Origin of the sequence: Streptomyces sp. NBC_00425 (assembly GCF_036030735.1) — a bacterium.
Lineage (GTDB): Bacteria > Actinomycetota > Actinomycetes > Streptomycetales > Streptomycetaceae > Streptomyces.
The window spans coordinates 4,586,927-4,600,948 of sequence record NZ_CP107928.1 but is presented as its reverse complement, the minus strand read 5'-3'; the positions used below and the strand labels follow the sequence as shown (position 1 = coordinate 4,600,948).

The 14,022-nt window shown below is 72.2% G+C and carries 11 protein-coding genes and 1 pseudogene; 9 read left to right on the top strand and 3 right to left on the bottom strand.

Annotation, left to right across the window (positions count from 1 at the left end; translation table 11 throughout):
• Positions 1 to 323: 323 nt before the first annotated feature.
• Positions 324 to 1,604: a polysaccharide deacetylase family protein gene (locus OHS82_RS19665; protein ID WP_057577824.1), complete on the top strand. Its 1,281-nt coding sequence runs from the start codon at positions 324 to 326 to the stop codon at positions 1,602 to 1,604.
• A 95-nt stretch (positions 1,605 to 1,699) separates the two neighbouring features.
• Here the strand turns inward: OHS82_RS19665 and OHS82_RS19660 are convergent, their stop codons facing one another.
• Positions 1,700 to 2,686: an ATP-binding protein gene (locus OHS82_RS19660; protein WP_057578130.1), complete on the bottom strand. Its 987-nt coding sequence runs from the start codon at positions 2,684 to 2,686 to the stop codon at positions 1,700 to 1,702.
• 101 nt (positions 2,687 to 2,787) lie between these two features.
• On the opposite strand from OHS82_RS19660, the gene OHS82_RS19655 reads away from it, so the two are divergent.
• On the top strand, positions 2,788 to 3,612 hold the full coding sequence (locus OHS82_RS19655) for a Fic family protein (RefSeq protein ID WP_057577823.1): 825 nt from the start codon (positions 2,788 to 2,790) through the stop codon (positions 3,610 to 3,612).
• A 549-nt stretch (positions 3,613 to 4,161) separates the two neighbouring features.
• On the opposite strand, the gene OHS82_RS19650 is transcribed toward OHS82_RS19655, so the two are convergent.
• Positions 4,162 to 4,995, bottom strand: a complete 834-nt coding sequence (locus OHS82_RS19650) for an HAD family hydrolase (protein WP_057577822.1) — start codon at positions 4,993 to 4,995, stop codon at positions 4,162 to 4,164.
• Between the two features lie 582 nt (positions 4,996 to 5,577).
• Here OHS82_RS19650 and ssd point away from each other — a divergent pair.
• The 7 genes and pseudogenes from ssd to OHS82_RS19615 all read left to right on the top strand — a co-directional run.
• Positions 5,578 to 6,681, top strand: a complete 1,104-nt coding sequence (gene ssd / locus OHS82_RS19645; protein WP_057577821.1) for a septum site-determining protein Ssd — start codon at positions 5,578 to 5,580, stop codon at positions 6,679 to 6,681.
• Positions 6,678 to 7,877, top strand: a complete 1,200-nt coding sequence (locus OHS82_RS19640) for a TadA family conjugal transfer-associated ATPase (RefSeq protein WP_328434221.1) — start codon at positions 6,678 to 6,680, stop codon at positions 7,875 to 7,877. Before ssd ends, OHS82_RS19640 begins: the two co-directional genes overlap by 4 nt.
• A gap of 291 nt (positions 7,878 to 8,168) precedes the next feature.
• Positions 8,169 to 9,017: a type II secretion system F family protein gene (locus OHS82_RS19635; protein ID WP_328434220.1), complete on the top strand. Its 849-nt coding sequence runs from the start codon at positions 8,169 to 8,171 to the stop codon at positions 9,015 to 9,017.
• 64 nt (positions 9,018 to 9,081) lie between these two features.
• Entirely contained in the window at positions 9,082 to 9,891 is an 810-nt protein-coding gene (locus OHS82_RS19630; RefSeq protein ID WP_328434219.1) for a type II secretion system F family protein, read from the top strand.
• Between the two features lie 121 nt (positions 9,892 to 10,012).
• Complete coding sequence (locus OHS82_RS19625; protein ID WP_057578123.1) at positions 10,013 to 10,243, top strand: DUF4244 domain-containing protein; 231 nt, start codon at positions 10,013 to 10,015, stop codon at positions 10,241 to 10,243.
• Positions 10,244 to 10,304: 61 nt separating this feature from the next.
• Complete coding sequence (locus OHS82_RS19620) at positions 10,305 to 10,721, top strand: TadE family type IV pilus minor pilin (protein WP_079041203.1); 417 nt, start codon at positions 10,305 to 10,307, stop codon at positions 10,719 to 10,721.
• Between the two features lie 353 nt (positions 10,722 to 11,074).
• Positions 11,075 to 11,386 (top strand): annotated as a pseudogene (locus OHS82_RS19615) (Rv3654c family TadE-like protein); the annotation flags it as partial.
• On the opposite strand, the gene OHS82_RS19610 reads toward OHS82_RS19615, so the two are convergent.
• Positions 11,331 to 13,997, bottom strand: a complete 2,667-nt coding sequence (locus OHS82_RS19610) for a DEAD/DEAH box helicase (protein ID WP_242433101.1) — start codon at positions 13,995 to 13,997, stop codon at positions 11,331 to 11,333. The pseudogene OHS82_RS19615 and the gene OHS82_RS19610 overlap by 56 nt on opposite strands.
• Positions 13,998 to 14,022: the final 25 nt, after the last annotated feature.

Genomic DNA, 14,022 nt, shown 5'->3' with positions numbered 1-14,022 from the left:
TCCGGGGCAGCGCGGTCGCGGAACAGGTGGTCCCCCGGCTGTGGCGGGGGCGGTCGCGGCCGTGGGTCACGGCGTGCAGCGGCGGGATGAATTTCAACGCTCGGTAAACGAATCGTAATGCAGAGTAAAGGTCAAGCATGGATTTTTGCGGCAAATAGGGCAGGAGTTCGCCTAAAAGGGTGAAGTGGTCTTTTCATCGGCTTGTCGTATTAATTCCCTCTCGGTCTCATGCGATCTTGACGGCGCCGTCGGCTCGTTCCGGCGCGTCGTCAGAGAACGCCGTCGTCGGCGTTGGCCGAGAGAAGGAAGAAGGTGGGCGGAACATGGCCGCCACCCAGAGGATCGCCGTAGGCGCAGTGGTCGCCGCGGCCGTAGCCGCATCGCTCGCCGGTTGCGCCACGGGAACCGGTGGTTCCCATGGCTCCGAGGAAGGGGTTGCGGGGGCGGAGAAGGCGAAGCCGGCTCCGGCGCCCAAGAGCCTCGTCAGGCTGATCGGCGACGGCTCCACCGCGTACACCGGAGCGCAGCCCCACCTGCCCAGAGCCGAACGCCTGAAGCCGGGCCAGAAGCCGCCACAGTTCGTGGTCTTCTCCTGGGACGGCGCCGGCGAGGACAGCCAGAAGCTGTTCTCCCACTTCCGCAAGGTCGCCAGGGACAACCACGCGACCATGACCTACTTCCTCAGCGGCGTGTACATGCTGCCGGGGGAGAAGGCCGACCTGTACAAGCCGCCGCAGCATTCGCCGGGCCGCTCGGACATCGGGTTCAACGACGAGCAGGGCATCGCCGACACCGTGAAGCAGCTGCGCCTGGCGTGGCTGGAGGGCAACGAGATCGGAACCCACTTCAACGGCCACTTCTGCGGCAAGAACGGCGGCGTCGGCGAGTGGTCCGTCGAGGAGTGGAAGGACGAGATCGACCAGGCCAAACAGTTCGTCAAGACCTGGAAGACCAACACCGGCATGAAGAAAGCGGCCCCGCTGCCCTTCGACTACGACAAGGAGCTCGTCGGCGCGCGCACGCCCTGCCTCGAGGGCCAGAAGAACTTCATGACGGCCGCGCGCAGGCTCGGCTTCCGCTACGACACCAGCGGCGTCAACAACCAGGTCTGGCCCGCCAAGAAGCAGGGCCTGTGGGACCTCTCGATGCAGCTCGTGCCCTTCCCCGGCCACCGCTACGAGCAGCTCACCATGGACTACAACTACATGGTCAACCAGTCCGGCACCGCCACCCAGGGCGACCGGGCCAAGTTCGCCTACTGGGGCGACCAGATGCGCGAGAGCCTGCTCAAGGGCTTCGACCGGGCCTATGACGGCAACCGCGCGCCGCTGATCATCGGCAACCACTTCGAGTCCTGGAACGGCGGCACGTACATGCGCGCCGTCGAGCAGGTCGTCGAGCACGTCTGCAACAAACCCGACGTGCGCTGCGTGTCCTTCCGGCAGTTGGCCGACTGGCTGGACGCCCAGGACCCGGCGGTCCTCGCCAGGATGCGCACCCTGGACGTGGGCGAGGCCCCGAAGCAGGGCTGGGCGTCCTTCCTCTCCGGCCACCCGGCTCCGGCCCCCAAGGGAGTGCCCGGGGCGCCGGCGGCGAGGCAGTAGCCGACGAGGACGGCCGACGCCGGCCGGCACGGGTGCCGCCGGTCACGGCAGGCGCCGCCGACGAGGCGCCTGCCGAAGGGGAGCGGTCGTCTCCGTCACACGGAGGCTGCGGCGGTGACGCCTTCCCCCAGGACGAAGTCGGGGTCGACCTGCGCCGCCAGGTCGGCCCCGGTGCGTTCGTTGCCCCAGGACTCGGCGTTCTTGAGGTGGAAGTGCACCATCTGGCGGGTGTAGCGGTCCCAGTCCCGCTTGCCGTACGCCGAGTCGGCGGTCGTCCGCAACAGGTTCAGGGCGTGACGGTTGGCGTCCTCGAGGAGCTCGAACCGGGGCGGCCGGCCCTTCTCCATCGCACGCACCCAGTCCGAGTGCCCGACCGTCACGAGCAGGTCGTCGCCGACTTCGGCGCGGAGGAAGTCGATGTCGTCCCGGCCCTGCACCTTGTTGCCGACGACCATCAGCTCGACACCGAAGTCGCGGGCGTACTCCTTGTACTGGCGATAGACGGAGACCCCCTTGCGGGTCGGTTCGGCCACGAGGAACGTGATGTCGAAGCGGGTGAACATGCCGGAGGCGAAGGAATCCGAGCCGGCGGTCATGTCCACCACGACGTACTCGTCACGACCGTCCACCATGTGGTTCAGGCACAGCTCCACCGCTCCCGTCTTGGAGTGGTAGCAGGAGACCCCCAGGTCGGCTTCCGTGAAAGGCCCCGTGACCATCAAACGGACGGCGCCGCCGTCGAGTTCCACCGACCGGGCGCACGCGTCGTACACCGGGTTGTCCTCGCGCACCCGCAGCAGACGTGAGCCCTCGCCGGGCGGTGTCGTCTTGATCATCGTCTCGGCCGAGGCGACACGGGGATTGGAACCGCGCAGATAGTTCTTGATCAACGGCAGCCGGTCGCCCATCGCGGGCAGTGCGGCGGCGTCCGACTCGTCGAGGCCGAGCGCTGGGCCGAGGTGCTGGTTGATGTCCGCGTCGACCGCGATGACGGGTGCGCCGCCGGCGGCGAGGTGACGGATGAAGAGGGAGGACAGCGTCGTCTTGCCGCTGCCGCCCTTCCCGACGAAAGCAATTTTCATGTTCACCAAGCGTAGTGACCGCATAGCTGTAGGTGACAGGAGTGCGTGAAGAAGACCACTCCTTCGTGGGGTGCGGGCACCGGTTGCGTAGTGTCGTACTCATGAGTACGACAGGCGCGTCCGCCGATCCGCTTGCGGCCCTGGGCTCGTTGCCCGGAGTGGCCGAGTCCGTGGAGTCCGTCCGCAAGGCCGTGGACCGGGTCTACGGTCACCGCGTCATGCGCCGCCGCAGCGGCGCGGTCACGTCCGAGGCCGCTCTGCGCGGAGCCCGCGGCTCGGCGGCGCTGTCCGGGGCGGACTGGGCCCTGGAGGAGGTGCGCCGTCGTAGCGACTTCGGTGTGGACGGCGAGGCGCGCGTCATGGGCGCCTCGCTGCGGCTCACCGCGGAGGCGGGCCAGTTGCTGTCCATCTGGCGGCAGTCGCCCCTACGGGTGCTGGCGCGCCTGCACCTCGTCGCCGCCGCGAGCGACGGTGACGAGGTCGGTCGCCCGCGCCACGCCGGGGAGGCGGTCGACGAACCGCTGATCGAACTGCCGCTGCCGGGCGCGGACGAGCTGGCCGGCCGCTTGGAGGGTCTGTCCGAGCTGATCATCGCGGGAGGGTCCGCGCCCGCCCTGGTGACGGCCGCGGTCGTGCACGGGGAACTCCTGGCGCTGCGCCCCTTCACCTCCCACAACGGTCTGGTGGCGCGGGCCGCCGAGCGCGTCGTCCTGATCGGGAGCGGCCTCGACCCCAAGTCGGTCTGCCCCGCCGAGGTCGGCCACGCCGAGCTCGGCCGTGCGGCGTACCTCGCGGCCCTGGACGGCTATGTGTCCGGCACCCCGGACGGCATGGCGGCGTGGATCACCCACTGCGGCAAGGCCGTGGAGCTGGGCGCCCGCGAGTCGACGGCGGTGTGCGAGGCGCTGCAGCGGGGAGCGGCGTGAGGCGACGCTTCACGCGCGCGGAGCGTGGTGACGACACCCGGGGCATGCGGAGCGGTAGCGGCATTCGCGCGCGCGTGGGCGCAGGGGCATGAAAAAGGCCCCGCGCGGGGGCCGTGCAAAGGGTTGCGGCGGTACGAGTCCTCGTACCGCCGCTGGCATGATCACCCGGTTACCAAGCGTCCTCGATATATGCCCATCAGGTCGGGACTTTGCCCGTGACCTGGTGCGGCTGGCCCGTAATCGACGGGTCGACGTCGCGTGGGTGCCCGGTTCTCATGCGCGGTCCGTGGGGCCAAATGCGTTATTAAGGTGATCCTCTCGGATGTCCTTGGTCTCGCGGGCCGTTGAGTCCTTTGTACTCCAGGACCCGGACAAGCGGAAGTCCTGGCACCAGTTCTTTACTTTTACTCTCAAACAACAGTGAATTCCAAGGAAACGGTCATTGCGGCGCGATTCGGGGGCGATCGCTGCGGACGGAGCTCGGCGCTCGCCTCGGACCGTCGCCGCCGGGCACCCGTCTCAGACCGTCGCCGCCGCCGGGCACCAGCCTCAGACCGTCGCCGCCCGCCGCCTGCTGGCGTACCAGACCAGGCCCGCGGTGGCCGCCGCCGCTCCTACGGCCGCCATGGCGACGAGCGCCGGGCGAGGCGGCACGGAGAAGGCGGGGATCCGCTGCTTGAGCCGCACCGGCCGGTGGAAGTCGAGGATCGGCCATCCGCGCGCCACTGCCTCACGCCGCAACGCCCGGTCCGGGTTCACCGCGTGCGGATGCCCGACCGACTGCAGCATCGGCAGATCGGTCGCCGAGTCGCTGTAGGCGTAGCAGCGGGAGAGGTCGTAGCCCTCGGAGACGGCCAGCTCCTTGACCGCCTCGGCCTTCGTCGGGCCGTACGCGTAGTACTCCACCTCGCCGGTGAAGCAGCCGTCCTCGCCCACGACCATGCGGGTGGCGACCACACGGTCCGCCCCGAGCAGCTCGCCGATCGGCTCGACCACCTCCGCGCCCGACGTGGAGACGATCACCACGTCGCGACCGGCGACGTGGTGCTCCTCGATCAGCGAGGCCGCCTCGTCGTAGATCAGCGGATCGATCAGGTCGTGCAGGGTCTCGGCCACGATCTCCTTCACCTGCTGGACGTTCCAGCCGCGGACGAGGGCGGACAGGTACTCGCGAGTCCGTTCCATCTGGTCGTGGTCCATGCCACCGACGAGGAACACGAACTGGGCGTATGCGGTGCGCAAGGCCGCCCGACGGTTGATCAGCCCGCCTTGGTAGAAGGACTTGCTGAAGGTGAGCGTGCTCGACTTCGCAATGACCGTCTTGTCCAGGTCAAAGAAGGCCGCTGTGCGGGGCAAGGAGTGGTTTTCCACAACCAAGAGCATAGGGGCAGCCCATTCGGCGTAAGGTGGGCGCGTGGGTTTGCCTGAGAGGGCTCTCGGGTACACCATGGAAGTCACGGATCGTTCGCGACCGTGCTAACCCGGTCCGGCTCCTCCCCCCCCGAGTCGGCCGTGGAGACGACCCCCGCTCTCCCCCCCGGCGGGGGTCGTCGCATGTCCGGGCGGGTTTTCTCCTTCTGAACGCGGCGGATGCGCCGTCTCGAGGCGGCTGCGGCCGCCTCTTTCGCATGCCCCCGAACCGTCACGGTGCGTAGTCGTCGGACTGCTCTGCGGGAGTCGCACAGGAGATGGCGCCGTGCTCACCGGTTTGGGTGACGGCGATATTCACAACTGTCCACCCGTCCACAGTTTTCCACCAAGATCCACACGATTTCCGGGTTCGTCGCACCGTGATTCCCACGCCTCCGCTCGGGCCGACTTCACACGGTCGGTTCCGTTTGCCGGTGGCCCGCTGCCGGTTTCCGGTGGCCGCTCATACGGAGACCGCACTCCGGTTCTCCGCGCATTGGTGAATCAGGGGGCCGCTGACACTGCGCGACCCCGCCGTGAAGGGGGATGGAAAACATGACCGGAGCCGTCACGCACGAACCACCGCCCACCGCCGCTGGGCGGCCGGGCAAGCCTCTGATCGTCACGGAGGACCCGGATCTCCTCGACGACCTGCTGCGCCTGTGCGCCGCGGCCGGCGCCACGCCGGAGGTGCACCACTCTGCGCCGGAGCGCCGGGGCAGTTGGGAGTCCGCGCCGCTCGTCCTGGTCGGCGACGACGCGGCACGTCGCGTGCGGGGGGCCGCCCGCCGACGCGGGGTGGTCCTCGTCGGTCGCGACCAGGACGACTCGGGGGTGTGGCAGCGCGCCGTGGAGATCGGCGCAGACCACGTCCTGATGCTTCCCGACGGCGAGCAGTGGCTGGTCGACCGCATCGCCGACGTCGCCGAGGGCATCGGCCGGCCCGCCCTCACCGTCGGTGTGATCGGCGGCCGCGGCGGCGCCGGAGCGTCCACGCTCGCCTGCGCCCTCGCCGTCACCTCGGCACGCGAAGGGCTGCGCACACTGCTGGTGGACGCCGACCCGCTGGGCGGTGGACTCGACGTGCTCCTCGGCGGCGAGAGCGCCGAAGGCCTGCGCTGGCCCGCCTTCGCCGCCTCACGGGGGCGAGTCGGCGGCGGCGCCTTGGAGGAGTCGCTGCCCCGGCTGCACGCATTGAGCGTCCTGAGCTGGGACCGAGGCGACTGCGTGGCCATCGCGCCCCAAGCTGTGCGAGCGGTGCTCGCGGCGGCCCGCCGCAGGGGCGGCACGGTGGTCGTCGACCTGCCACGCCGCATCGACGACTCGGGCGCCGAGGTGCTGGCCCAACTCGACCTGGGTCTCCTCGTGGTCCCCGCCGAACTGCGTGCCGTCGCCGCGGCCGGGCGCGTGGCCTCCGCCGTCGGCATGGTGCTGCGCGACCTGCGGGTGGCGGTCCGCGGCCCCTACGGACCAGGGCTCGACGACGGTGAGGTGTCCCGCCTGCTCGGGCTGCCGCTGGCCGGCGAGGTGCCCGTCGAGGCGGGCCTGCTGCGCCCGGACGGTGGGAAGGCGCCGCCGGGTGCGACCGCACGGGGGCCCCTCGCCCGCTTCTGCAAGGAGTTCTGGGAGCGGGCGCTGACAGAGACGGGCAGGTCATGAGCGGGCCGCTCGGCCTCGAACGGACGAGAGAGGCCGGGGCGCTGCTGGACGGCGTACGGCAATGGCTCGCCGAGAGCGGGGCAGACCCCACTCCCGCGCGCGTGGCGCAGGCCCTCCGCGAACAGGGCCGGGTCCTCGGGGACGCGGAGGTCCTCGGGGCGGCCGAGCATCTGCGCTCCGAACTGATCGGCAGTGGCCCTCTGGAGCCGCTGCTGGCCGATCCCCGGGTGACGGACGTTCTGGTCTCCGCGCCGGACCGGGTGTGGGTCGACCGCGGCGGCGGCCTCGAACCGACCGGTGTCTCCTTCCCGGACGCGGCGGCCGTGCGACGCCTCGCGCAGCGACTCGCGGCGGTGGCCGGACGGCGGCTGGACGACGCCCGCCCATGGGTCGACGCCCGGCTGCCGGACGGGACGCGACTGCACGCGGTGCTGCCCCCGGTGGCCGTCGGCTGCACCTGCCTGTCGCTGCGCGTCGCACGGCACCGCGCTTTCACGCTCGGGGAACTCGTGGCCGCCGGCACGGTCCCGCCGGGTGGCGACCGGGTGCTGCGGGCCCTGCTGCGAGCACGGTTGTCCTTCCTGGTCAGCGGCGGTACGGGGAGCGGCAAGACGACCTTGCTGAGTGCGCTCCTCGGCCTGGTCGGGCCGGGGGAGCGGATCGTCCTGGCGGAGGACTCGGCGGAGCTGCGACCGGACCACCCGCACGTGGTCCGTATGGAGAGCAGACCCGCCAATCAGGAGGGTGCGGGGCTCGTCACGCTCGAAGACCTGGTGCGCCAGGCCCTGCGGATGCGGCCCGACCGCCTCGTCGTGGGCGAGGTGCGGGGGCGGGAGGTCGTCGATCTGCTGGCCGCGCTCAACACCGGCCACCAGGGCGGGTGCGGCACGGTCCACGCCAACGCCGCCGGTGATGTCCCCGCCCGGTTGGAGGCGCTCGGCACGGCGGCCGGGCTCGACCGGGTCGCACTGCACAGCCAGTTGGCGGCAGCGCTGTCGGTGGTCCTGCACCTGGCGCGTGACCCGGCAGGCCGACGGCGGATCGCGGAGGTGCACGTGCTGGAGCGGGACCCGTCCGGATTGGTGCGGACCGTGCCGGCACTGCGCTGGACGCCCGAGGCCTTCGCCCGCGAGCGGGGATGGGAGCGGCTGCGGGAGCTGCTGCGGACCGAGGAGGACGACGAATGGGCGGGATGAGGCGTGGAGGAGGGCGAAGGGGCGCGATGCGGTTGGGCGAGGTCGGAGGGGCGCGATGCGGTGTGGCCGAGGGCGGAGATGAAGGGGGTGCAGCGCAGGGCGGGGTGAGGGATGAGGGAACGCGGAGGCCCGCGACCAGGGAGGGAGAGCAGGTGCCTGTGACCAATGGGGAGAGCAGCGGGCTTGGGCCGGTGACGGGTGAGGAAAGGCAGGGACCCGTGACGGGTGAGGGAGAGGAGAGGGCTGTGACGAGCGACGAAGGGGTGGGCGGGTGTGATGAGTGAGATGCCCATGGCTGCTGCCGTGGCCTGTGCCGGGGCGGCGGCCTGGCTGACGGGCGGACCGTACGCGGGGGCCAGGAGGGCGCAGTTGCTGCTCGCCGGAGGCGGAGTGGTCGGCAGCGGGCCGCCCACGACCTGGCGGCGCCTGGCCGGCGACCTGCGCAGGATCCAGGGGCGGTGGCGGCCCGAATGGTGGGCGCCGGTCGCCGGTCTGATCCTCGGGCTGCTGGGCGGCTCGGCACTGCCGGTCGTCGCGGGGGCGGCCGGAGTGCCCCTGCTGCGCCGGGCGCGGCGGGCCGCCGAGACGAGGCGGGCCGGGGAAAGGCGAGGCGATGCGGTGATCGCGCTGTGCGCCGCTCTCGCGGGGGAGGTGCTCGCGGGTCGGCAGCCCGGGGAGGCGTTGCAGTGGGCCGCGCGGAACACGGGCGGGCTGGGCGAGGCACAGCCCATGGTGCTGGCGGCGGCGCGGTTCGGCGGCGACGTGCCCCGGGCCCTGGCGCTCGCCGCGCGGTCACCGGGAGCCGAGGGGCTGCTGGGACTCGCCGCGTGTTGGCGGGTGGCCGTGGACCAGGGCGCGGGCCTCGCGGCCGGACTCGACCGTCTGGAAGCCGCGTTGCGAGCGGAGCGGGACCAACGTGCCGATCTGCGAGCCCAGTTGGCTGGACCCCGCGCCACGGTGGTGATGCTCGCCGGCCTGCCGGTCCTGGGACTGCTGCTGGGCGCCGCGCTCGGCGCCGACCCCCTGCACGTCCTGCTGCACACCGGAGCGGGGTTGGGCTGCCTGCTCGTCGGCGGAGTGCTGGAGGGGGCCGGGGCGTGGTGGGCGCTGCGGATCGTGCGCACGGCGGAGGCGACGTGAGCGAGACACGGCGTGGGAATCCGAACCGCGGTCACGGGAGACGGGCGATGTGGACGGGGCGGCCATGAGCGGGGAAGTTTTCCACAGGCTGGGGGTGGCCGTGGGGATTGCGGCGGCCCTGTGGTGGTCGGTGCGGCGGCTGGCGACGATACGGCGCGAGCGCCTGGCCCGCCGGCGGCTGGCCCGGCTGCTGCGTGCGGACGCGGCGTCGGGTACGGCGTTCGAGTCGACGTCGGGCGGACGGCGTCCCGGCCCCCGCGAGGTCGTAGGGCGGTGGCTCCCCGAAGTGCTCGTGGTGGGCGCCGGATGGGTGGCGCTCGGCGGTGTCACAGGTCTCGCCCTGGGGCTGACGGGCGCGGTGGGCCTGGGGCGGTGGCGCCGTCGGCAGCGGCCCAGGGGCACGGCGAGCGGGGACGACGCCGGGCTCGCCGCACGGCAACTCCCGCTCGCCGCGGATCTGCTGGCCGCGTGCATCGCGGCGGGGGCCGGACCCGTGATCGCGGCCCAGGCGGTCGGTGAGGCCCTGGGCGGTCCCGTCGGGAACGGGCTGGCGCGCGGCGCGGCCGAAGTGCGGCTGGGCGGCGAACCGGGAACCGCCTGGCGGAGGTTGGCCTCGACGCCCGGCGCGGCAGCGCTGGCCGGGCTGCTGGAGCGGGCTGACGTGTCGGGTCTGCCGGCCGCCGCACCTGTCGCCCGGCTCGCCGCAGACACCCGGGCCGGCTGGGCGCGCGCGGCGACGGCTCGGGCTCGGCGGGCGGCCGTCATGGTCACCGCGCCCGTGGGGTTGTGCTTCCTTCCCGCCTTCATCGCGGTCGGGGTGCTGCCCACCGTGCTCGGACTGGCGGGCGGGGTCCTGGGAGGAGGTGGGCCATGACGACGTGACGCGCATGAGCGGCCGGACGACAAGAGACCGACAGAGCTGGACTGAACTGGACTGGACTGAGCTCAACCGAATGGGGCTCAGCCGAACTGCACCGGGAATCACGGGGGTTGAAATGAGCAAGACGACGGCACGGGTGGTACGGACGGTGAGGGCCGGGCTGCTCGCCCTGGTGCGCGGGGCGCAGGGCCCACGGCGGGACGCGGGAATGGTGACGTCCGAGTACGCGATGGGAATCGTGGCGGCCGTCGGCTTCGCGGTGCTCCTCTATCAGGTGGTGACGAGCGATGTGGTCGCGGAGCAACTGCAGGCGCTCGTGAAACGGGCGCTCAGTGCGGGCGCGTAGGCACGGAGACCGGCTCGCGCGTGGGTACCGGTGGCAGCGGGGTCGCGGGGACCGCGGGTTCGTGACGGCGGAGTCGGCGGTGGTGCTGCCGGTACTGGTGGTTTTCGCGATGGGGCTGGTCTGGGGGCTGCTCGCCATGTCCGCCCAGATCCAGTGCGTGGACGCGGCCAGGGCTGGCGCCAGGGCCGCGGCCCGGCAGGATCCCGCTGCCGCGGTGCTCGAGGTGGCCCGCGCCACGGCGCCGCGCGGGGCGCGGGTGACCGTCGGCAGGGAGGGTGACCAGGTTCGCGTGGTCGTCGTGGCGAAGCCGCCAGGGCTGCGCGGGTTGCCCTTCGAGGTACGGGAGGAGGCCGTGGCCGCCGCGGAGGAGGCCGTGGGCGACGAAGGAGGCGCAGAGGCCCCAGGGGCCCCATGGAGCGTCGGAGGCGGGCTGCCCGACGGCTCAGGGGCGGCCCCGGACGCGGAGCCGGAGTCATGAGCCGCCTGAGCCGCCTTGGAGAGGACGGGAGGGGCCATCGTGATCTCGGAGGAGGCGCGATGGGTCTCCCTGACGTCGGACAGGGCCCGAATCGTCGTCATGACGTCGGAGAAGGCCCGAACCGTCTTCATGGCGTAGGGCAAGGCCCGAACCGTCTTCACGGCGCCGGAGAAGGCAGGAGAGGCCTTCGGGGGCTCGGAGAAGGGGGAAGGGGCCATCTCCGTGGCCTGTGGGAAAGCATCGGCGGGTGCCTCTGCCGCGCCGGTGGGGGCCGGGCTCGCCTCCGGCGTCTCCCGGCCGGCCGCCGCGGCGGAGGAGATCGCGGCTCCGCCACCGTCTGGAGCGTCGGTGCGATCGCCGTGCTGTGCGTGGTGTTCGGCGCGGTACTAGCCCTCGGGCAGGCCGTGACGAGCCGACACCGGGCCGCGGGCGGCGCCGACCTCGCGGCGCTCGCGGCCGCCGACCACTGGTCGGGCGGCGCCGCCCGGGCCTGTGCCCGGGCGGACAGCGTGGCCCGGGCACAGCGCGCGCGACTGGTGCGGTGTTCCGTGATCGGCCGGATCTCGGACGTGACGGCGGCCTCGGGACACGGACCCTTCGTGGCCGAGGTCAGGGCGCGGGCGGGACCGCCGGAGGAGGCGGCGCGTCCGGCGCCTCAACCGCCCCGGACATCTCCGGCTCCGCTTGCCGACGCACGTCACGCTCCGCTTGCGGACGCTCCTTCGCTTCCTCCTGCGCGGCCGGTGCTGCCATCGGCTCCACGGCCGGTGCTGCCATCGGCTCCACGGCCGGTTCCGCCGGCTCCTGCGAGCTCGGTTCGGGCTTCTCCTGCGGAGCCTCCCGCAGGAGTTCCGTGAGGAGGCGGACCGCGCCTCTCTTGTGCAGCGGATCGTTGCCGTTGCCGCACTTGGGGGACTGGATGCACGACGGGCAACCGGCGTCGCACTCGCAGGACGCGATGGCCTGGCGGGTCGCGGTCAGCCAGGCACGGGCGGTGTGGAAGGCACGCTCCGCGAAGCCCGCGCCGCCGGGATGGCCGTCGTAGACGAAGACCGTCGGCAGCAGCGTGTCGGGATGGAGCGGCACCGACACGCCGCCGATGTCCCAGCGGTCGCAGGTCGCGAAGAGCGGCAGCATGCCGATCGACGCGTGTTCGGCGGCGTGCAGGGCCCCGCCGAGGATCTCGGGGTTGATCCGCGCCGCGTCCAGCTGATCGTCGGTGACGGTCCACCACACAGCGCGCGTGCGCAGCGTACGGGGAGGGAGGTCGAGCTTCGACTCGCCCAGAACCTCCCCGGTGATGACGCGCCGCCGGAGGAAGGAGACGACCTGGTTGGTGACTTCGACCGAGCCATAGCACAACCGTCCCTGACCCCAGGGGACTTCGACGTCCGTCTCCAGGACGGAGATCGACGTCGTGTCGCGGGCGACCGTCGAGTACGGCGGGTTGGCCTCCTCGACCAGGGCGACGGAGTCGTCCAGGTCCAGGGAGCGCACGAGATACGTGCGGCCCTGGTGGAGGTGGACGGCGCCCTCGTGGACGGTGGTGTGGGAGGCCCCGGCGTCGACCGTGCCGAGCAGTCGGCCCGTGCCGTCCTCGACGATCTGGACCGGGCGACCGCCCTGCCCGCGGATGTCCGCCAGGTCGGCGGCCCGTTCACGGCGGGTCCAGTGCCAGGCCTTCGTCCGGCGGCGCAGCAACTTCGCGGCCTCCAGTTGCGGCAGCAGGCCTTCGGTCTCGGGGCCGAACAGCGGCAGGTCCTCGTCGGTCAGCGGCAGCTCGGCGGCCGCCGCGCACAGGTGCGGGGCGAGAACGTACGGGTTGTCGGGGTCGAGGACCGTCGACTCCACCGGACGGTCGAACAGCGCCTCCGGATGGTGGACGAGAAAGGTGTCCAGGGGGTCGTCGCGGGCGATGAGCACGGCCAGCGCGCCCTGGCCTGCGCGGCCCGCCCGGCCGGCCTGCTGCCACAGGGAGGCGCGCGTGCCCGGGTAGCCGGCGATCAGGACGGCGTCGAGTCCGGAGACGTCGATGCCGAGTTCCAGGGCGGTGGTCGCGGCGAGACCGAGGAGCTCGCCCGAGTGGAGGGCCTGTTCCAGGGCGCGGCGCTCCTCGGGCAGGTAGCCGCCGCGGTAGGCGGCGACACGCCGGGCGAGCGAGCGGTCGACCTCGGCGAGACGTTCCTGGGCGATCACGGAGATCAGCTCGGCGCCGCGCCGGGAGCGGACGAAGGCGACGGTGCGCACGCCCTGGACGGCGAGGTCGGTCAGCAGGTCGGCTGTCTCGGCGGTGGCCGTACGCCGGACGGGTGCACCTTTCTCGCCCACCATCTCGGTGAGCGGCGGCTCCCAGAGCGCGAACACCAGTTCCCCCCGGGGGGAGGCGTCGTCGGCGATCTCGACCACCGGGAGGCCGGTGAGCCGGCCTGCGGCGACGGCCGGGTCGGCCGCGGTCGCGGAGGCCAGCAGGAAGACCGGGGAGGCGCCGTAGCGGGCGCACAGACGGCGCAGACGCCGCAGCACCTGGGCGACGTGCGAGCCGAACACGCCGCGGTAGGTGTGGCACTCGTCGATGACGACGTACTTCAGCGACTTCAGGAAGGAGGACCAGCGGGGGTGGGACGGGAGTATGCCCCGGTGCAGCATGTCCGGGTTGGTGAGGACGTAGTTGGCGTACTGGCGGATCCACTCCCGTTCCTCGAACGGCGTGTCGCCGTCGTACACGGCCGGCCGCACGGCGTTGCCGAGAGGTTGTGAGAGTTCCTTCACCGAGCGGCACTGGTCAGCCGCCAGGGCCTTGGTGGGGGCCAGGTAGAGGGTGGTGGCGCCGCGGCCGTTGGGGGCCTCGGAGCCGTCCAGGAGGGCCGAGAGGACCGGTACGAGGTAGGCCAGCGACTTGCCGGACGCGGTGCCCGTGGCGACGACCACGCAGTCGCCGTCGAGGGCGTGCTCGGCGGCCCGGGCCTGATGGGCCCAGGGGTGCTCGATGCCGCAGGCCTGCACGGCCGCGACGACCTCGGAACGAATCCGGTCGGGCCAGACGGCATGGCGGCCCGCACGCGGGGGCAAGTGCTCCGTATGAGTGATGCGCGACGCCCGGCTCGGTCCGGGGGCGAGCCGGTCGAGGACAGCGCCCGGAGACAGGCGGGGCGCGGTCTCGGGCGAGGACCGATCGGATCGGAGATTATTGGCCATCGGCACCGAGTGTGTCACTGGCGTGACGGACAATGGAGCCAAGGCGTCGTGCACGCCTGCCGGTAAGTGATTGAATGCCATCGCGGCTGGCGTACCGTCCCGGGGG

What these genes read in the sequence shown, in the direction of transcription:
- OHS82_RS19635 (WP_328434220.1), top strand. Translation starts at nt 8,169, where the DNA reads ATGGCTGCTGCCGTGGCCTGTGCCGGGGCGGCGGCCTGGCTGACGGGC.
- OHS82_RS19665 (WP_057577824.1), top strand. Translation starts at nt 324, where the DNA reads ATGGCCGCCACCCAGAGGATCGCCGTAGGCGCAGTGGTCGCCGCGGCC.
- OHS82_RS19630 (WP_328434219.1), top strand. Translation starts at nt 9,082, where the DNA reads ATGAGCGGGGAAGTTTTCCACAGGCTGGGGGTGGCCGTGGGGATTGCG.
- OHS82_RS19610 (WP_242433101.1), bottom strand. Translation starts at nt 13,997, where the DNA reads ATGGCATTCAATCACTTACCGGCAGGCGTGCACGACGCCTTGGCTCCA.
- OHS82_RS19625 (WP_057578123.1), top strand. Translation starts at nt 10,013, where the DNA reads ATGAGCAAGACGACGGCACGGGTGGTACGGACGGTGAGGGCCGGGCTG.
- OHS82_RS19660 (WP_057578130.1), bottom strand. Translation starts at nt 2,686, where the DNA reads ATGAAAATTGCTTTCGTCGGGAAGGGCGGCAGCGGCAAGACGACGCTG.
- ssd (WP_057577821.1), top strand. Translation starts at nt 5,578, where the DNA reads ATGACCGGAGCCGTCACGCACGAACCACCGCCCACCGCCGCTGGGCGG.
- OHS82_RS19640 (WP_328434221.1), top strand. Translation starts at nt 6,678, where the DNA reads ATGAGCGGGCCGCTCGGCCTCGAACGGACGAGAGAGGCCGGGGCGCTG.
- OHS82_RS19655 (WP_057577823.1), top strand. Translation starts at nt 2,788, where the DNA reads ATGAGTACGACAGGCGCGTCCGCCGATCCGCTTGCGGCCCTGGGCTCG.
- OHS82_RS19650 (WP_057577822.1), bottom strand. Translation starts at nt 4,995, where the DNA reads ATGCTCTTGGTTGTGGAAAACCACTCCTTGCCCCGCACAGCGGCCTTC.